The 18,674-nt window shown below is 68.2% G+C and carries 17 protein-coding genes and 1 riboswitch; of the genes, 13 read left to right on the forward strand and 4 right to left on the reverse strand.

Translation table 11 applies throughout. The features are described 5' to 3' along the window. Positions 1-15 precede the first annotated feature (15 nt). Both ACIBH2_RS00255 and ACIBH2_RS00260 read left to right on the forward strand, forming a co-directional pair. Positions 16-2,223, forward strand: coding sequence for an MMPL family transporter (locus ACIBH2_RS00255; protein ID WP_397111746.1), 2,208 nt, complete (start codon positions 16-18; stop codon positions 2,221-2,223). A gap of 58 nt (positions 2,224-2,281) precedes the next feature. Next, positions 2,282-3,043 (forward strand): phosphatase PAP2 family protein, encoded by a 762-nt coding sequence (locus ACIBH2_RS00260; protein WP_397111748.1) that lies wholly within the window; start codon positions 2,282-2,284, stop codon positions 3,041-3,043. Here the strand turns inward: ACIBH2_RS00260 and ACIBH2_RS00265 are convergent. The 3 genes from ACIBH2_RS00265 to ACIBH2_RS00275 all read right to left on the reverse strand — a co-directional run bounded on the left by ACIBH2_RS00265 (position 3,015) and on the right by ACIBH2_RS00275 (position 7,156). Beyond that, complete coding sequence (locus ACIBH2_RS00265) at positions 3,015-3,908, reverse strand: NERD domain-containing protein (RefSeq protein ID WP_397111750.1); 894 nt, start codon at positions 3,906-3,908, stop codon at positions 3,015-3,017. The genes ACIBH2_RS00260 and ACIBH2_RS00265 overlap by 29 nt on opposite strands. 129 nt (positions 3,909-4,037) lie before the next feature. Beyond that, complete coding sequence (locus ACIBH2_RS00270) at positions 4,038-5,411, reverse strand: DUF2252 domain-containing protein (protein WP_397116725.1); 1,374 nt, start codon at positions 5,409-5,411, stop codon at positions 4,038-4,040. Between the two features lie 71 nt (positions 5,412-5,482). Next, entirely contained in the window at positions 5,483-7,156 is a 1,674-nt protein-coding gene (locus ACIBH2_RS00275) for a GMC oxidoreductase (protein WP_397111752.1), read from the reverse strand. A 155-nt stretch (positions 7,157-7,311) separates the two neighbouring features. Here ACIBH2_RS00275 and ACIBH2_RS00280 point away from each other — a divergent pair, with 155 nt between their 5' ends. From ACIBH2_RS00280 to gcvP, 11 genes are all read left to right on the forward strand, one after another. Further along, positions 7,312-7,923, forward strand: coding sequence for a CDP-alcohol phosphatidyltransferase family protein (locus tag ACIBH2_RS00280; RefSeq protein WP_397111754.1), 612 nt, complete (start codon positions 7,312-7,314; stop codon positions 7,921-7,923). Positions 7,924-7,998: 75 nt separating this feature from the next. Beyond that, positions 7,999-8,397, forward strand: coding sequence for a glycine cleavage system protein GcvH (gene gcvH, locus ACIBH2_RS00285; protein WP_397111756.1), 399 nt, complete (start codon positions 7,999-8,001; stop codon positions 8,395-8,397). A gap of 188 nt (positions 8,398-8,585) precedes the next feature. Beyond that, positions 8,586-9,062, forward strand: a complete 477-nt coding sequence (gene garA / locus ACIBH2_RS00290) for a glycogen accumulation regulator GarA (RefSeq protein ID WP_397111759.1) — start codon at positions 8,586-8,588, stop codon at positions 9,060-9,062. Between the two features lie 44 nt (positions 9,063-9,106). Continuing rightward, the gene (locus ACIBH2_RS00295) at positions 9,107-9,868 is read left to right on the forward strand and encodes a MerR family transcriptional regulator (RefSeq protein ID WP_397111761.1); all 762 of its coding nucleotides are present in this window, start codon (positions 9,107-9,109) and stop codon (positions 9,866-9,868) included. Positions 9,869-9,949: 81 nt separating this feature from the next. Beyond that, the gene (locus ACIBH2_RS00300) at positions 9,950-10,423 is read left to right on the forward strand and encodes a bifunctional nuclease family protein (protein WP_397111763.1); all 474 of its coding nucleotides are present in this window, start codon (positions 9,950-9,952) and stop codon (positions 10,421-10,423) included. 171 nt (positions 10,424-10,594) lie between these two features. Further along, on the forward strand, positions 10,595-11,161 hold the full coding sequence (locus ACIBH2_RS00305; protein ID WP_397111765.1) for a MerR family transcriptional regulator: 567 nt from the start codon (positions 10,595-10,597) through the stop codon (positions 11,159-11,161). A 77-nt stretch (positions 11,162-11,238) separates the two neighbouring features. Then, positions 11,239-11,679 (forward strand): hypothetical protein, encoded by a 441-nt coding sequence (locus ACIBH2_RS00310; RefSeq protein ID WP_397111767.1) that lies wholly within the window; start codon positions 11,239-11,241, stop codon positions 11,677-11,679. 117 nt (positions 11,680-11,796) lie between these two features. Further along, entirely contained in the window at positions 11,797-12,582 is a 786-nt protein-coding gene (locus ACIBH2_RS00315) for a DsbA family protein (protein WP_397111769.1), read from the forward strand. Further along, entirely contained in the window at positions 12,579-13,421 is an 843-nt protein-coding gene (locus tag ACIBH2_RS00320; RefSeq protein WP_397111771.1) for a cytochrome c biogenesis CcdA family protein, read from the forward strand. The genes ACIBH2_RS00315 and ACIBH2_RS00320 overlap by 4 nt, the downstream gene beginning before the upstream one ends. Positions 13,422-13,513: 92 nt before the next feature. Further along, a complete protein-coding gene (locus tag ACIBH2_RS00325) occupies positions 13,514-14,956 on the forward strand; it encodes a M14 family zinc carboxypeptidase (RefSeq protein ID WP_397111773.1) in 1,443 nt (480 codons plus the stop codon). A 78-nt stretch (positions 14,957-15,034) separates the two neighbouring features. Further along, a riboswitch (glycine riboswitch) is annotated at positions 15,035-15,128 on the forward strand. A gap of 155 nt (positions 15,129-15,283) precedes the next feature. Beyond that, positions 15,284-18,121, forward strand: coding sequence for an aminomethyl-transferring glycine dehydrogenase (gcvP, locus tag ACIBH2_RS00330; RefSeq protein ID WP_397111775.1), 2,838 nt, complete (start codon positions 15,284-15,286; stop codon positions 18,119-18,121). Positions 18,122-18,205: 84 nt separating this feature from the next. On the opposite strand, the gene ACIBH2_RS00335 is transcribed toward gcvP, so the two are convergent. After that, the gene (locus ACIBH2_RS00335) at positions 18,206-18,619 is read right to left on the reverse strand and encodes a hypothetical protein (RefSeq protein ID WP_397111777.1); all 414 of its coding nucleotides are present in this window, start codon (positions 18,617-18,619) and stop codon (positions 18,206-18,208) included. Positions 18,620-18,674: the final 55 nt, after the last annotated feature.

Below are 18,674 nucleotides of genomic sequence, written 5' to 3' on the forward strand. Positions count from 1 at the left end.
TTCGGGGTGGGAACTGTGTCGACGACGACCGACGAAACCACGGGCCTCCGGCAGCGCGGCATTATCGCCGCGCTGTCCGGATTCGCCATTCGCGCACCGAAATCGGTGCTTCTCATCGTGGGTGTGGCGTTCCTGCTCTGCGGGGCGCTCGGCGCACTCGCGCCCTCGCAGTTGTCCAATGGCGGCTTCGTCGACAACAACGCCGAATCCGCCACGGCCGCACGCATTCTCGAATCCGAGTACGGCATGTCCGGCATGCAGCTGGTGCTCACCGTCGAATCCGAGGGCGAGTTGCGCGATACCGCCGTCGCGGCACGCGGCCGCGAGATCGCCGAACGGCTGCGCGGTGACCAGCGGGTGCAGCGGGTCGTCTCGCCGTGGACCGATCCGGGATCGACCTCGGCGCTGGTCAGCCGCGACGGGAAGATCGGCCTCGTGGTCGCCACCGTGCACGGTGACGAGAACACCGCGCCCCAACAGGCCGACGCGCTGGCCGACCAATTCGTCGGCACCGAGGGCGGCATCACCGTGCGCGCGGGCGGGCAGGCGCAGCTGTGGTGGGATACCGCGCAGCAGACCCAGCGCGATCTGGGCATCGCCGAGGCCATCGCGCTGCCGCTGACCTTCCTGCTGCTGATGTGGTTCCTGAGAAGCGCTGTGGCCGCGGCCATTCCATTTGTCACCGGCGTCGCGGCCATTGTCGCCACCACCGGGGTGCTGTACCTGCTGACCTTCGTGATGAACCTGTCGGTATTCGCGTTGAACATCACCACGGCCATCGGATTGGCGCTGGCCATCGACTACTCGCTGCTGATCATCGGTCGCTACCGCGAGGAGATCGCCGCGGGCCGCCCCGCCGAGGAGGCGCTGCGGCTGGCCATGCGGCGCGGCGGGCGAGCCGTCGCGTTCTCCGGGCTCACCGTCGGTATCGCGCTCATCGGCATGCTCGTGTTCCCGCTGGACTTCCTGCGGTCGCTCGCCGTCGCCGGGCTCGCGGTGGTGCTCCTGTCGATCGTCTTGGCGCTCACCCTGGTTCCCGCGCTGCTCGCGGTGCTGGGCGCGCGCATCAACCGCAAACCGCTGCGCGAGGCCGGACCGGTCGAACGCGGTCTGCTCTACCGGGTGGCGCGGGCGGTACAGCGGCGGCCGGTGCTGTGCGCGCTGCCGGTGATCGCCCTGCTGCTCGTCCTCGGCTCGCCCATCGTGGGATTGCAGATGGGCCTGCCCGACGATCGGGTGCTGCCGACCAGCGCCTCGTCCCGACAGGTCGGTGACCTGCTGCGCGAGCGCTTCGACAACAATGCCACCGCCACGGTCGACGTGGTCGTGGCCGCACCCGACGGCGCGCTGGGCGACCTGACCGGTTACAGCAGAGCGCTGTCGACCGTGCCGGACGTACGGGCGGTCATCGGCCCCGCGGGCACCTACGTCAACGGAGTGCCGAGCGGCCCGGGGGACCCGGATACGCGGCGCCCCACCAGCGCCCACCTCACCGTGGTGACCTCGGTGGACCCGTACTCGGATGCGGGCAAGCGCCAACTGGAGGCCCTGCACGCCGTCGACCCGCCCACCTCGGAGGTGTACTTCGGCGGTCAGGCCCAGCAGAACGTCGACGCCGCCGACGGCATCACCCAGGGCTTCCCCAAGGCCGTGGCGTGGATCGCCCTCACGACCTTCCTGCTGCTGCTCCTGCTCACCGGCAGCGTGGTCCTGCCGCTGAAAGCCTTGGTGCTCAATGTCTTGTCGCTGTCGGCGACCTTCGGCGCACTGGTGTGGATCTTCCAGGACGGGCACCTCGGCGGGCTCGGCACCGAGACCACCGGGTACACCATCGCGACCATTCCGGTGCTGCTGTTCTGTGTATCCTTCGGCCTCTCCATGGATTACGAGGTCTTCCTGCTCGCCCGGTTCACCGAGGAGTGGGAGCACTCCGACAAGACCCGCGCCGCCAACGACGAGGCCGTGGCCCTGGGCATCGCCCGCTCGGGCCGCATCATCACCGCCGCGGCGCTGCTCATGGCGGTGGTGTTCACCGGCATCATCGCCAGCGGCGTCACCATGAACCGCATGCTCGGACTGGGCCTCGCCCTCGCCGTGCTGCTGGATGCCACCCTGGTCCGCATGGTCCTCGTCCCCGCCTTCATGCGGGTGATGGGCACCGCCAACTGGTGGACGCCGCGCTGGTCGAAACCGTTGCTCGCCAAGGCGGCCCTGCGAGAGTGAGCGACGGCGGGCGCACCGCACGGATACGCCACCGCTTCGCTGCGGTTATCGTGGCGCTGTGCCCGCCCCCGACTCATCCTTCGCACCCGACCCCATGCCCGCGTCGATCCCCTCGGGCGGCGGGAACGACGCGGCCGAGGATGCGTCGGCGCGCGCGGTCGTACCACCCGCCGCATCGGACGGAGCGGCCGCGGATCGCGCGCGCTGGCTCCGTGGCGCTGCGCTGCCGCTGCTCGCGGTGCTCGCGGCGCTGATCACCGTCGTGGTGCCGCTGTCGTTCCCCTCCGGCGGTGGACCGACCGGCCTGGACGCCTGGCTCGAAGCACGCCTGAACGGATCGGACGGGCTGTACCGCGTCCTGGTGGCCCCCAGCAACGCCTACATCGTGATCCCGCTGCTGCTCGGCGGCGCGGTGTGGTTCGCGTCCCGGCAGCTGTGGTGGCGGGCCGGATTCGTGCTGCTGGCACCGGAATTCGCGATCATCGTCAATACGCTCGTGCTGAAGCCGTTGTGGGACCGGCCATTACAGCACTACCTCGCCTATCCGAGCGGTCACACCGTGCACCTGGTCGCTGTTGTCACCGCCATCGCCCTCGCGAGCGAATCCGCCCGTGTGCGCGTCCTCGTCGCGATCGTCACGCCCGTCGTGCTGGTCGCGGTGGCGGTCGGCATGATCGGGCTCGGCTACCACCACGCCACCGACGTGATCGGGGGAGCGGCCGCGGCCGTCGCCCTGGTGGCTGTCCTTTATATACCGGTGCGCCGCGTGGACCCGACTATGCCCGAGCCGGTCACGCGTAGGTCAGCACCGCCGCGATGACGAACCAGACCACCCACACCGCCGCGATCACCATGCCGATGGTCAACAGGGTGCGCATGATCCCGCGCCCGAGATCCAGATCCCCGGTCTCGCGCGGATAGAGCTTCCACGGGCTGTACCACGGGGCCGGAATCCGGAACCGGCGGCTGGACTCGACCTCCTGCTCGAGCCGCGCCTGCTCCTCCGCCCACGCCTCGGCCTGCGCCTGCTGCGGCCCGCCGTGCCACAGCGTGATGTCGACCGGTCCGAGGAAGCCCTCGTTCAACAGATCCTGCGGCGCGGGCAGATACGGCAGAATGCCGAGCCCTCGGAACGCCCACGCCACATCATTGGCCGACCACTGCGGCCGACCGCGCGAGGAGAGCGTCTCGAAGTAGGCCCGCAGCCGATTCGGATCGTCGCCGAGCAGCACCTCGAAGCTCGGATCGCTCCACAGCTGGCGCACCTCCACCTTGGAGCCCGGCGGCGGCACCACCAGCACCACGCCGTTCACCACGCGCTGCCCGAGCCCGCGCTCGGAGAACCAGTTCTGCAGCGCCAGGGTGTGATCGCGGGACTTGTCCAGCGGCGTGCGCCGGTCCCCGCCCTCGAAGTTGATGATCTTCTCGGCCACCCGCCACGGCCCGCTCAGCGGTACCTCGAGTTCGCCCTCCATGCGCTCCACGAGGGCCTCGGCCTCGATCACCACGCAGCTGGTGGGCGTCCATATCACCGCGTCGAAGGGATAGAGCCGATCACCGTGGAACAGGCTGCAATTCACGGTGGCCACGCCGTGCGGATCGCCGCGGCCCTTCCAGGTGCGCAACCAATCGATCAGCACCTTCTCGGCATGGGTGCCCGCGGTGTTCTGCACTCGAACGAGCATCGGCTTCGCACCCTTCTCGTCGATGGATAGTCGAAATGGTACGGAGGGTCGGTCCCTCCGGGACAGATTTGCCGACGCCGTGTGTCGGAAGCGGCAGGTCAGGGCCGGTCAGTGCGACAATCCCGCTGATCAGGCGGTCTCCGCGGCGATCCGGCCGCTCTCCACCGCCGCCACCAGTTCGGCGTGATCGGCCTCGGTGCGGTCGGCATAGCGCACCGCGAACCGCGCCACCGCGTCGTCGAGGGGCTCGCCGTCCTCCAGATATCCGGCCAGCAGCCGCGGGTCGACCGAGCGGGCGTGCGCCCGCGCCAACAGCGCACCCGCCAGCCGCCCGTAGTCGTCGAGGTGATCCCCCTCGAGGGCGGACGGGTCGATACCGCCCTTGAGATTGCGGAACTGGCGCACCACGAAGGGCAGCTCCTGCCCCTCCAGCCGCAGCGTGGTCCACCCCAGCAGAATATCGGTTTCGGCCTGAACCGCCCTGGCTCCCTGCACGATTCGCTCACCCTCGTGCCGCGCCGGGCTGGCGGGCAGGAAGGGTGTCAGCGCCGAGGGCACCGCCTGTTTGATCTGGAGCACCAGCGCCTCGTCGCCATTGCCGCACAACAGCGCCAGATAGCTGCGGTAGCCCACACTGCCGGTGCCCACGATCCGAAAGGCGATGTCCGACACCGAGAATCGCGTGATCAGCCGTCGACGTGACTCGCGCAGCGTGCCCACGTACTGGGTGAGCCCATCGATGACCGCCTCGGCGACCTCGGTGTCCACGGTGGTGAGAATCGGCGGGTCCGCCACGAATTTCCGCTTGGCGTAATCGGTTTCGTGGCCCTCCAGCTCGGTCCACTTGCGGGCCACCTTGGCGCTGGTGTTCTTGCGCGCCTTCTTGGCGGCCTTCTTGAAATCGTCGAGCAGCGCGTCGGCGCGCGACCGCCCGATCACCGATTCGTCGGCCAGCGCGGTCCACGAGGCCAGGAACGGCTGCTCGGCCAGATCGGCCATGGCCGCGCGATACGAGCGCACCGCCTCGCGGGCGGCGTCGAGGCAGTGCTCCTCGGTGGCATCGCCCTCGCGCCCGGCGAGCACCAGACTGGCGGCGAGGCGTTCCAGATCCCACTCCCACGGCCCGTTGACGGTCTCGTCGAAATCATTGATATCCATCACGATATCGCCGCGTGAGCTGCCATAGAGCCCGAAGTTCGCGGCATGCGCGTCACCGCAGAGCTGCGCGTTCAGCCCGCTCACCGGTCCGGCCGCGAGATCGGCGGCCATCAGCCCGGCCGAACCGCGGAAGAAGCTGAACGGCGAGGCCGTCATGCGCCCGATGCGCAGCGGAATCAGCCGGGCCAGTCGCCCCCGATTGCTCGTCTCGACGAAATCCAGCACGGCGGGCCGATCCGGGGCCTGCGCCGCCCGATCCCGCGCCGTCCAGGGCGTGCGCTCGCGCAGCTCCCGGCCCCTGTTCCGCACATCGTCGGCCGAGACCGGGGTGCGGAAGTCGATCATGTTGGAGCACACGAGAAGTCAACCTACCCGGGCGGGGTCGCGCGCGCGTAACGGGCGCGCGACCCCCACGCTCACAGCGGCAGGATGGGCAGCCGCAGCGCACCCGGCGCGAAATCGGGCACGGTCGGCTGCTTCGGCGCGACCGGCGCGATCCGTCGATACGGCTGCCCCAGCTCCGGGCGCGGATCGGGTTCATCGCGATTGGGCCAGAACGCCATGGCCCGCTCGGCCTGCGCGGTGATGGTGAGCGAGGGGTTCACCCCGAGGTTCGCCGTCACCGCCGACCCGTCCGCGATGTGCAGGCCCGGATGTCCGAACACCCGCTGATACGGATCCACCACGCCGGTCTGCGGATTCTCGCCGATCACGCAGCCGCCGATGTAGTGCGCCGTCGCCGGGATATTGAACACGTCCATGATGAGCGACTGCACATCGCCGTCGACCTTCTCGCCGAAGCGCCGCCCCACCTCGTGCGCGAGCGGAATCCAGGTCGGATTCGGCTCACCCGTGCCCTGTCTGGTCTTGAGCTGTCCCCACTTGCGGAAGGAGGTGAGCGAATTGTCCAGTGACTGCATGACCAGCAGGATCACCGACTTCTCCGAGGCCCGATGCGCGTTGAGGCTGCGCGCGAACACGATCGGATGCAGCAGGATGGCCAGCAGGAAGCGCAGGAACCGGAACGCGCCGCCGTCCACGATCGGCACCGACAGCGGGAACAGCCCGTTCTGCCCCTTGCCGTAGTGGCACACCTCGATATGGGTATTGGGCTCCGGGTGGATCGAGGAGGTGATCGCGATGCCCTCGGCGAAATCGTCGCGGGCCCGGCTCGCCACATTGAGGATGGCCTCGGAGTTGGACCGGGTGAGCTCGCCCAGCCGCGGCGACAGCTGTGGCAGCACGCCCTCGTCGCGCATCTTGTGCAGCAGCTTCTGGGTGCCCAGCGCGGCCGCCGCGAAGACCACCTGTTCGGCGGTGAACACCTTGCGGCCCTTGCGCACCCAGCGATCGGCCCGCTTGGTCTCGATGGCGTAGCCGCCGCCCACCATGGGCCGCACCTTGGTGGCCTCGGTCAACTCGAACACGTGCGCGCCCGCCTGTTCGGCCAGGTACAGGTAGTTCTTGACGGTGGTGTTCTTGGCATTGTGCGGGCAGCCGGTGAAGCAGCGCGCGCAGTGGATACAGCCGCTGCGCCGCGGCCCGGCCCCGCCGAAGTACGGGTCGTCCACCTCAACGCCGGGGTTCTCCTCGTTGAAGAACACGCCGACATTCGTCGGATGGAACGTGTCGGCGACGCCGAGATCCTCTGCGACGGAACGGATCACCTCGTCGGCGGGTGTCATACGCGGATTCGGACCCACGCCCAGCATGCGCTGCGCCTGGTCGTAGTAGGGCGCGAGTTCGGCGCGCCAGTCGGTGATGTGCGCCCACTGCTTGTCGGTGTAGAACTCCGGCAGCGGCTCGTAGAGGGTGTTGCCGTAGATCAGCGACCCGCCGCCCACCCCCGAGGCGGAGAACACCGCGCACTTGCCGAGCACGCTGATCCGCTGCGTTCCGGTCAGCCCCAGCTTGGGGGCCCAAATCGCTTTGCGCACATTCCAATTCGTTTTCGGAAGGTTGTCCGGCGTCCAGCGGCGGCCCGATTCGAGCACCGCTACCCGATACCCCTTCTCGGTCAGCCGCAGGGCGCTCACGCTGCCGCCGAATCCGGAACCGATCACGACGACGTCATAGTCGAAGTCGGGCATGTTCTTCCTCTCGCACAGTGCCCATAAAGATGAGACGAATCCCCAGTCATTCTCTCACCCGCGCGGGATGATCGAGACCATACCGCGCTCGCCCCGCACGACGACCTCGGCGTGCCTGGATGGCGATACCGCAATGATTGGGGTATGCATCGCCTGTGACAAGTGAACGCAGCGTCGAACCGGTGGTGGGCGACCGCATCCTCACCGTGCCCAACGCGCTGAGTGTGGTGCGGCTGATCGGCGTTCCGGTCTTCCTGTGGCTGTTGCTGGTCCGCGAGGCCGACGGCTGGGCCTTCGCGCTGCTGGTGGTCAGCGGCGTCACCGACTTCCTCGACGGCAAGCTGGCCCGGCTGCTCGACCAGTCCTCGCGACTGGGCGCGATCCTGGACCCGCTGGTGGACCGGCTGTATCTGGTGGCGACGCTGGGCGGCTTCCTGATTCGCGACATCCTGCCGTGGTGGGTGGTGGCGATCCTGATCGGCCGTGACCTGATCTTGACCCTCACCCTGGGCATCTACAAACGCCGCGATCTGCCGCCGCCGGAGGTCATCTACCTGGGCAAAGCCGCCACCTTCGCGCTCATGTCCGCGCTGCCGTGGCTGTTGGCCGGTCAGATGGACTGGGCGGCTGCGGGTTTCGGTCGAGCCTTCGGTGGGGCATTCTTGATCTGGGGCACGGCGGTCTACGTCTGGACCGGCATTCTCTACGTCGGCAAAGCTGTCGCCGTGGCCCGCGCCATACCGGCCGTGGGGCACGGAAACCCCTAGCGGATAGGGTGTTGCCGACAAATCGGCGACGCTCGCTGTCGACGAATCGAGAGGACTTCCGTTGAAAGGACGCCTGTGACCGACCTACCCGACGATCTCCGCTACACCGAAGAGCACGAATGGGTGCGCAAGGTCGGCCCCGCCCGGGTGCGGGTGGGTATCACCGACTACGCGCAGTCACAGCTCGGTGACGTCGTGTTCGTGCAGCTGCCGGAGGCGGACAAGGACGTTGCCGCCGGTGACAGCATCGCCGAGGTGGAGTCCACCAAGAGCGTGTCCGACATCTATGCCCCGCTGGCCGCGAAAGTCGTTGCGGTGAACGAGGTTCTGGTGGGATCGCCGGAGACGCTCAACAACGATCCATACGGCGACGGCTGGATGTTCGAGCTGGAGTTCGACGACGAGGCTGGCCTCGACGCCGCACTCGGTGACCTGCTCGATGCCGCAGGTTATCAAGGAGTTATCGGGGGCTGAAGGAGCCTTCACAGTTCTACCTGCACGGGTACGCCCTGGCAGGGTACGGTCAATGCCAACAGAGTGCGCGCAGCCGGTCCCCGGGAATTTTTCTCGGACCTGCCCGAAGCGGGGAGTGGCCCGGTGGCCGTGTCGCTGAGGGCATCAACTGCTTGCATGGATTATTCGGTTCGAGGAGGAGAGCAAGGGTGAGCGAGAACAAAGACCCGGGTTACGCGGAGACAGCTGCGGAGACCACCTCGGTGTTCCGCGCTGATTTCCTGAACGAGGTCGACGCTCAGCGCACCGAGCAGACCGGGGAGCAGCCGGTCGGGGTCGAGGGCCTGCCCGCGGGCGCCGCCCTCTTGGTCGTGAAGCGCGGCCCGAACGCGGGTTCGCGGTTCCTGCTGGACCAGCCCACCACCTCCGCGGGACGCCACCCCGACAGCGACATCTTTCTCGACGATGTCACCGTCAGCCGTCGCCACGCGGAGTTCCGTCAGGACGACGACACCTTCCAGGTCGTCGATGTGGGCAGCCTGAACGGCACCTATGTGAACCGGGAGCCGGTCGATTCCTCCGAGCTGCAGAACGGCGACGAGGTGCAGATCGGCAAGTTCCGGTTGGTGTTCCTGACCGGTCCGCGGCCGCAGTCGTCGAGTGATTCGGCGGCGGGCGCGCTATAGGACCGAGCGGAATGACAGGCGCAGCGCAGTGGACGCGCGGAGGTATGTCGATCGGCTCCGTGCTGGATCTCCTGCGTCCGGACTTTCCGGACATCACCATCTCGAAGATCCGGTTCCTCGAATCCGAGGGACTGATCAGCCCGGAGCGCACGCCCTCGGGTTACCGCAGATTCGCGGTACACGATGTCGAGCGACTCCGGTTCGTGCTGACGGCGCAACGGGATCAGTACCTGCCGTTGAAGGTGATCAAGGAACAGCTCGAAGCGATCGACAAGGGGGCCGCGACGCTCGGGGTACGGGAAGCCCGTGCCCGAGCGGGCGGCGGGGGAGGCGACGCCGTGAACGGCTCCGCGCCAACGGACGGTCCGGGTCGCCTGCGGCGGCTCGGCGTCGTGCCCGGTGAGGTCTCGCCCGAGGAGCTCCGGTTCGACCACGAAATCCGGATCACTCGGGCGGACCTGCTCGAACAGGCCGGTATCGACGAGAAGTTCCTGGTGGAACTGATCCGCGCCAATCTCATCACCCCCGGCGCGGCAGGGTATTTCGACAACGACGCGGTGACGCTCGCCCGCACCGCGAAGAGCTTGGCGGAATTCGGTTTGGAGGCACGCCATTTGCGCGCCTTCAAACTGGCCGCCGACCGTGAGGCGGCGCTGGTCGCGCAGATCGCCGCGCCCATCGCCAAGAGTCGGGACGAGGACGCGCGCGCCCGTGCGGAGGAGACGGTGCGCGAGTTGGCGGCACTGTCGCTGACGCTGCACACCTGCCTGGTGAAGACCGCCGTGCGCGCTTCCCTCGGCGGCTGAAATCTTCGCCTAGACTCGGAGATACGGCCGAACTCGTAAGGCAGGTACGGCGGCCGCGCGAGTTTATTGGGAGGCAGTGCGATGAGCGAAATGCGTGTTATCGGCATCCGTGTCGAGCAGCCACAGAATCAGCCCGTGCTGTTGCTCCGTGAGGTTTCCGGTGATCGATACCTACCCATCTGGATCGGACAGGCCGAGGCCACCGCGATCGTGCTGGAGCAGGAGGGCGTCACGCCCATTCGCCCGCTGACCCACGATCTGATCAAGGTCCTCATCAAGGAGCTCGGTCACACCTTGAAGGAGGTGCGCATCGTGGATCTGCAGGAGGGCACCTTCTACGCGGACCTGGTCTTCGAGAACGGTCCGCGCATCTCGGCGCGGCCGTCGGATTCGGTTGCCATCGCCTTGCGGGTGGGCTGCCCGATCTATGCCGAGGAGGCGGTTCTCGACGAGGCCGGTCTGGTCATGCCGGACGAGAAGGAGGACGAGGTCGAGAAGTTCAAGGAGTTCTTGGAATCGGTGTCTCCCGACGATTTCAAAGCCACCGACAGCTGATACCGAATCGTGTCTCGACCTCAGGTTTAGGTCGAGAAACACGCGGTCGAGCAGGCTTGGAGGGACGCCGATACTCCCGGGACAATCAGGAGAGTAGCCTCGACAGTTAGGCCACACAGCTCCAGTGTCGATGACGAGCCCTGATAGGCCACGGTAGTGAGGGAGTAGTCAGTGGGAGATCAACCGCAGGATGTGGTGCAGCCAGGGCTGTTCCCCGATGACACGGTGCCCGACGATCTAGTCGGTTACCGGGTTCCCACGGCTTGTCAGGCGGCGGGCATCACCTACCGCCAGCTCGACTACTGGGCCCGCACCGGTCTCGTCGCACCGTCCATTCGCACCGCGACAGGTTCCGGCAGCCAGCGGCTGTACTCGTTCAAGGACATCCTGGTCCTCAAGATCGTCAAGCGCCTGCTCGACGCGGGCATCTCGCTGCAGAACATTCGCATCGCGGTCGACCATCTGCGCAGCCGCGGCGTGGAGGATCTGGCGGGGATCACCCTGTTCTCCGACGGCGCGACCGTCTACGAGTGCACCTCGCCCGAAGAGGTCGTCGATTTACTGCAGGGCGGGCAGGGCGTCTTCGGCATCGCCGTGAGCGGCGCCATGCGTGAATTGACCGGCGCCATAGCCAATTTCCCGGCCGAGCGCGCCGAAGCGGGCAGCGCCCAGACCGACCGGCCCGAGGACGAACTGGCCTTCCGGCGCAAGGCTCGGATGAACGCCAAGACCGGTTAATACCGATAGCGATTTGTGAGGACGCTCTCGCCTGCCGCTGCGCGGCGGTGCGGGGGCGTCCTGTTATCGTCAGCGCCGTGCAATCCCGGCCCACCCCACACCGCCGACGGTCGTATCGACTGTTCGGTGGCGCGTTGCTGGCGGGCTTGCTGGTCGTACTCGGGCTGGTTGCCGCGATCGCCGACGGCGGGTCCGCCCAGCCGCTCGCCGACACGGGGACCGCGGCGTCGGTGATCTCGGCGCGGGATACCGCGGCGACGGATACCGCGGTGTCCGCGCGCTTCGACCAAACGATCGACCATCCGGTGCCGCTGTGCGGCAAGCGTGACCATCCGGGGACGGATCCGCTCGGCAATATCGCCCCGCCGCCGCGCACCTTCGGGGACCAACTTCTCTCGCCGCTGGTCGCGCTGACACCGGAATGCACTGCGGCCCAGTGGATCTCCTATGACATTCAGCCGCGCGCGCCCACCCTGCCGGTGGCGTCGCCGCATCTGACGACGGTCCTGTTGATTTAGACGCTCCGGCACGGCTTTTCGCTGCCCTGGTCGGGCCCTCGCACACTTCCGGCGAACAGCCGTGTCCGCATGTCTTGTCTCAGCGTCGATTCGACCGTGGTCGTCAGGAGTATTCGCATGTCTCGAAACAACCCCGCCCGCACCAAGTCCCGCGCCACGTCCGCCCGAAACGACACGGCGCGACGGCTGCGCCCGGGCGGCAACAAGAAGTTCTTGGCCGGACTCGCGCTCTTCGCGGCGGTGTGTCTGCTGTCCCTCGCCGTTTTCCAGATGCTGGGGGCGGAGGATTCCGACGCATCGGCCGGGACCGCCAGCACCGATCCGCGCTTCGCCGAACTCGCCAAGGTCGCGCGCCGCGACGCGGCCGATCCGCTCGCCCTGGGCCGCGTCGACGCCCCGGTGGTGATGGTGGAGTACTCGGATTTCCAGTGCCCGTTCTGCCGCACCTTCGGCCGCAAGATCGAACCCGAACTCATCGCCCGCTACGTCGACCAGGGTGTGCTGCGCATCGAGTGGCGCAATTTCGCGATCTTCGGCCCGGAGTCGGAGAACTCGGCGCGTGCCGCGTGGGCGGCCGGGCAGCAGGGCAGGTTCTGGGAGTTCCACAACACCCTCATGGCCAATGCCCCGGAGAAGAAGAACACCGGCGAACTCACCCCCGAGCGACTGGCCGAACTCGCCGCACAGGCGGGCGTGGCGGATATGGCGAAGTTCCGCGCCGATCAGCAGTCGCAGGCCGCCGCGGCGGCCATCGGGAAGGACGCGGCCGAGGCGTACGCGCTGGGCGCGTCCTCCACGCCGACCTTCCTGATCAATGGCCGCCCGGTGCTCGGCGCGCAGCCGGTCGAGCAGTTCGCCGCCGTGATCGAGGCGGCCCGCGCCGCGGCGGAGCAGGCGAAATGAGCGGCACCGTAGGCTTTTTCGCGGCCTTCCTCGGTGGTCTGCTGGCCCTGGTGAGCCCGTGCAGCGCGCTGCTGCTCCCCAGCTTCTTCGCCTACTCCTTCGATTCCCCCGGCACCCTGCTCGGACGCACCGCCATGTTCTACCTCGGCCTGTCCACCACCCTCGTACCCCTCGGCATCGCCGGATCCTTCGCGGGCCGCCTGCTGTCCGAGCACCGGCAACTGCTCATCGCCGTCGGCGGCTGGACCATAATCTGCCTGGGCGTGCTGCAGATCCTCGGTCGAGGTTTCGCCTTCGGCTTCGCCCAGCGCGCCGCCGCGCGGCAGGGACGGGCGCAGCGCTCCGGCGCGGTCTACCTGCTCGGCCTGGTCTACGGCCTGGCCGGTTTCTGCGCCGGACCGATCCTCGGCTCGATCCTGGCGGTCGCGGCCGTCGGCGGGTCCCCGGTGCAAGGCGGTCTGCTCCTGGCGGTGTACGCACTGGGCATGGCCGCGCCCCTGTTCGTCCTGGCCATACTGTGGGACCGTTTCGAACTCGGTCGCAAGCGTTGGCTGCGCGGTCGAACCCTCACCGTCGGCAGGCTGGAGTTGCACACCACCTCGCTGCTGTCCGGCCTGTTCTTCATCCTGCTCGGGGCACTGTTCCTGATCTTCGACGGCACCGCGGCCCTGCCCGGGATCCTCGGCGCGGACACGGAATTCGCGCTCGAAACCACGGTGCAGCGCCTCGGCGCGGCCGTCTCCGACACCACGGTGCTGGCGATTCTCGGCGCGGCGGTGCTGGGCGTGGTCGGCTGGCGGCTGCTGCGCTCGGCGGACAGCGAGCGCGTCGACAGCTGAGCGGATGCGTGCCGAGTCATGGCCGCTGACAACAGCTTTCGTCTACTGTCGAGACAGCGCCGTCGAACAGCGATCGAATGATCGGAGGTGGTATGCGGGAGATCGGACGTCGGCACCTGTTCGGTCTGGCCGGGGCGGCCGCGGTCGCTCTGCCGCTCTCCTGTGCGCGCGAGGCGCAGCCGCCGCGCGGGGACGAAGTGGCGCGCTGGGTCGGCGAGGTGGCCGAGCTGACCTCCTATCCGACCGTCGATGAGCTCAACGCCGCCATGGACAGATTGGCCGCCGAATTCCCCGACCGGGTGTCGGTCGCCGAGTTGGGGCGGTCGAGGGCGGGTGAGCCCATACGCGTGGTGCGGATCGGCACCGGCGCGCATTCCATCGCTGTGCTCGGCAACCCGCATCCGAACGAGCCGATCGGTATGGCAACCATTCGGCATCTCACCGCGCGGTTGACCGACGATCCCGCCATGCTCGAAGCACTCGATGCCACATGGCATTTCGTGCCCTGTGTGGATCCGGACGGCACCCGGCTGAACGAGGGCTGGTACCCCGGACCGCACACCCGCACCTCGGTCGGGCGGCACTTCTACCGCCCGCCCACCGCCGAACAGCCGGAATGGTGCTTTCCGACAGAGTGGCGCGGGCGGGCGTTCGGGACGCCGATGCCCGAGACCCAGGCGCTCATGCGACTCATCGACGACAGTCGTCCGGCCTTCATCGCCTCGCTGCACAATGCCGATTTCGGCGGCGGCTTCTTCTACACCTCCGGCGGGGATACGAGCTACTGGTCGGCGCTGACCGATCGGCTCACCGCCGCCGACATCCCGATCCACGGCGGGCAGCCCGACGCGCCGGGCGCTCGGCGCAATGCCGACGGCGTCTTCGCGCTGCCCACCATCGTGACCATGTCCGATGCCGTCGACGCGGTGGGAGTCGATCCGCTGACCGCGTTCTCCGGCGGCGGCGTCCTGGACTACTCGGCGCGGTATCGGTCCGCGGTGCTGGTCGCCGAGCTGCCGCTGTGGACCGATCCGCGCGTTGCCGACGACACACCGAGCGGGCAGGCGCTGTCCGTGGTCATGGACAAGGCCGCCGCGGCCTACGGGGACCTCGCGCGTCTGGTGGGGGAAGCCCTCGACCCGGTCACCGGAGGCAGTGAGCCGGGACCGCTGGAGCGCGCGGTGCGGGCCATGGCCGCATCGCTTCCGGAGATGGTGACGATGAAACTCCAAGAGGGGCAGCAGGATCGGATCGCCACCGTGGGCGAGGTGTGGACCGAGGAGTACGTGTGGGTGGGCATGCTGCGCCTGCGGCTGGGCGGCATGCTGCTGCGGGTCCTCGACGACTATGTGGCGCGGGGCGTCGCGGCGGCCGGGGTGCAGCGCGCCCGGGTGGCGGCGCTGTTCGACCGCTGGTCGGCCGATATCGAGAGTGTCGCGCCGGGCCAGCCCGTGCCACCGCGGCGACTGGTCGAGGTGCAGTCCGCCGCCATCCTGACCGGGGTCGTGCGGGTGCGCGACGGGCTGCCCGTCTGAAACCGGCCGCGCCGTGGGTGTGAAATCAACCCAGGCAACATTCTCGTAACGTGGTTCCGCATAGACTGGGCGGTGCGTCGCCGCCGTGCGGGAGAGTTCCGGTACCCACCGGACGCCGAAGGAGCAGCACCTCCCCGTCAATCTCTCAGGCACAAGGGACCGTACGGAGATTCGACGCCTCTGGAAAGCGGTGGTTCGCGAGCCACCCGCCCATGGGGAAAGGGCACCGCTCACCAAGCGGGCCCGAATCTCTCAGGCTCCACGACAGAGGGGGAGGGCACCCGACTGTCGACCGACTGGTCGACCCGCCCGAACCCTGGAGCTGCCGTGCAGAATCGATCCTTCGCCGATCGCCATATCGGACCCGACAGCGGAGAGACCGACCGCATCCTGTCCGCCATCGGTATCGGATCGCTGGACGAACTCGCCGCGCGGGCCGTGCCCGCCAGCATTCTCGACCCCGCCGCCGCCAACGGCCTGGCCGCACTGCCGCCCGCGCTCACCGAACACGAGGCGCTCGCCGAACTGGCCGAGCTGGCGAACTCGAATACGGTGGCCACCACCATGATCGGGCTCGGGTACTACGACACCCTCACCCCGCCGGTGCTGGTGCGCAACCTGCTCGAGAATCCGGCCTGGTACACCGCGTACACGCCCTATCAGCCGGAGATCTCGCAGGGCCGCCTCGAAGCGCTGCTCAACTTCCAGACCATGGTGTCGGATCTGACCGGTATGGAGGTGGCCAACGCCTCCATGCTGGACGAGGCCACCGCCGCCGCCGAGGCCATGACGCTGCTGCAGCGGGCCAATCGCAAGAGCAAGTCGAACCGGCTGCTCATCGACGTCGACCTGTTCCCGCAGACGCGCACCGTGCTCTACACGCGTGCCGAGCCGCTGGGCATCGAGATCGTGGAAGCCGATCTGTCCAATGCCGAACTGCCCGAAGGGGAATTCTTCGGTGTGATCGGCCAGCTGCCGGGCGCTTCGGGGCGGATCGTGGACTGGAAGCCCGTCATCGACGCCGCGCACGAGCGTGGCGCGCTGGTGGCGGTCGGCGCGGATCTGCTCGCGCTGACGCTCATCACCGCACCGGGGGAGCAGGGCGCGGACGCCTGCTTCGGCACCACCCAGCGCTTCGGCGTGCCGCTCGGCTTCGGCGGACCGCACGCCGGATACCTCGCGGTGCACTCCACGCACGCGCGCCAACTGCCGGGCCGACTGGTCGGCGTCTCGGTGGACGCCGACGGCAACACCGCCTACCGCCTCGCCCTACAAACGCGTGAACAGCACATTCGCCGGGAGAAGGCGACCTCGAACATCTGCACCGCCCAGGTGCTGCTGGCCATCGTCGCCGCCATGTACGCCTCCTACCACGGGGCCGAGGGGCTGCGGCAGATCGCGCGCCGCGTGCACGGGCACGCGCAGTGGCTGGCCGCCGGACTCGGCGACGCGGTGGTGCACCAGACCTTCTTCGACACCGTGCTGGTGAAGGTGCCCGGCGGCGCGGAGAACATCGTCGCCAAGGCGAAGGGGGCCGGAATCAACCTGCGCCTCGTCGACGCCGACCACGTGGGTATCGCCTGCGACGAGGCGACCACCGACGCGCACGTGGTGGCCGTCCTCGACTGCTTCGGCGCGGAGATCCCGGTGGGTCCCGAGGGCGCGCTGTTCCACGGCAAGCAGCGCCCGCACATCGAGAACCGCACCTCGGAATTCCTCACCGCCCCGGCGTTCACCAAGTACCACACCGAGACCGCCATGCTGCGCTACCTGCGCGCGCTCTCGGACAAGGACATCGCCTTGGACCGCAGCATGATTCCGCTCGGCTCCTGCACCATGAAGCTCAATGCCACCGCGGAGATGGAGTCCATCACCTGGCCGGGCTTCAACCGCGTGCACCCCTACGCCCCCGAGAGCGACGCCCCGGGCCTGCGCACCCTCATCGCCGATCTGGAGGGCTGGCTCTGCGCGGTCACCGGTTACGACCGAGTCTCGTTGCAGCCCAACGCCGGAAGCCAGGGCGAGTACGCGGGCCTGCTCGCCATTCGCCGCTACCACCTGGATCGCGGTGACACGCACCGGGATACGTGCCTGATCCCCTCCAGCGCGCACGGCACCAACGCCGCCTCGGCCGCCATGGTCGGCATGCGGGTCGAGGTCGTGAAGTGCCGGGAGAACGGCGATGTCGATCTCGACGACCTGCGCGCCAAGATCGCCGACCACGCCGACCGGCTGGCCTGCATCATGATCACCTACCCGTCCACGCACGGCGTGTACGAGCACGAGGTCGCCGAGCTGTGCGGTCTGGTGCACGACGCGGGCGGTCAGGTCTACGTCGACGGCGCGAACCTGAATGCCCTTGTCGGCCTTGCCCGTCCGGGCAAGTTCGGCGGCGATGTCAGCCACCTGAACCTGCACAAGACCTTCTGCATCCCGCACGGCGGCGGCGGGCCGGGTGTCGGTCCGGTCGCGGTGCGCGAGCATCTGGCCAAGTACCTGCCAGGCAACCCCCTGGAGCAGGGCTCGCACGCGGTGTCGGCGGCCGAATTCGGTTCCGCCTCCATCCTTCCCATCACCTGGGCCTACATTCGCATGATGGGCGCCGACGGCCTGCGCCGCGCCACCCTCACCGCCATCGCCTCGGCCAATTACATCGCCAAGCGACTCGACGAGCACTTCCCGGTGCTCTACACCGGCGAGAACGGCATGGTCGCCCACGAGTGCATCCTCGACCTGCGCGAGATCACCAAGCGCACCGGCGTCACCGTCGACGATGTGGCGAAGCGCCTGGCGGACTACGGTTTCCACGCCCCGACCATGAGCTTCCCGGTCGCGGGCACCTTGATGGTCGAACCCACCGAGAGCGAGAACCTCGAGGAGATCGACGCCTTCTGTGACGCCATGATCGCCATCAAGGCCGAGATCGACCAGGTCGCCGCGGGCGTCTGGCCGGTCGACGACAACCCGCTGCGCGGCGCCCCCCACACCGCGGAATGCCTTGTCGGCGAATGGAATCACCCCTACACCCGCGAAACCGCCGTCTACCCCCGCGGCGTCAAGCACGCCCGCGCCAAGGTCTGGCCCTCCGTCCGCCGCATCGACGGTGCCTACGGCGACCGCAACCTGGTCTGCTCCTGCCCACCCTTGGACGCCTACACCGACTGACAGCGGTCACCGGATACGGCACAGCGCCCCATCGGTCGGAAAACCGATGGGGCGCTGTGCGTTCCGTTCGGTGGTGCCCGGCCGTCAGACGGTGGCGGGCTTCCAGGTGGCCACGGCCCAGATGACGAACGCGTCGAGGGCGATGATGACGATCGACCAGATCGGGTAGTAGGGCAGCCACAGGAAGTTGGCGATGAGCGAGAGCGCGGCGAAGACGATGGCGGCCGCGCGACCCCAGGTGGTGCCCATCATGAGGCCGATGGCGGAGACGACCACGATGATGCCGAGGACGATGTGGATCCAGCCCCAGCCCGTCGTGTTCAGCTTGTAGACGTAGTCGTTCACGCCCACGATGAGCAGATCGTCCTCGGCGAGGGCGGAGATGCCCTCCAGGATCGACAGCACGCCGACGACCAAGAGCAGGACCGCCGCCGCGATGGACGTTCCGGCGGCAATCCCCTGTTTCACGGGACTTTCGATGCCCGTTGTGTGCGCCATGATGTACCCCTTCGGTGGAGAGACGCTTCCTGTCCCGAATCTCCCACGAGTTAGC

Origin of the sequence: Nocardia sp. NPDC050406 (assembly GCF_044459025.1) — a bacterium.
In the GTDB taxonomy this organism is placed as follows: domain Bacteria; phylum Actinomycetota; class Actinomycetes; order Mycobacteriales; family Mycobacteriaceae; genus Nocardia.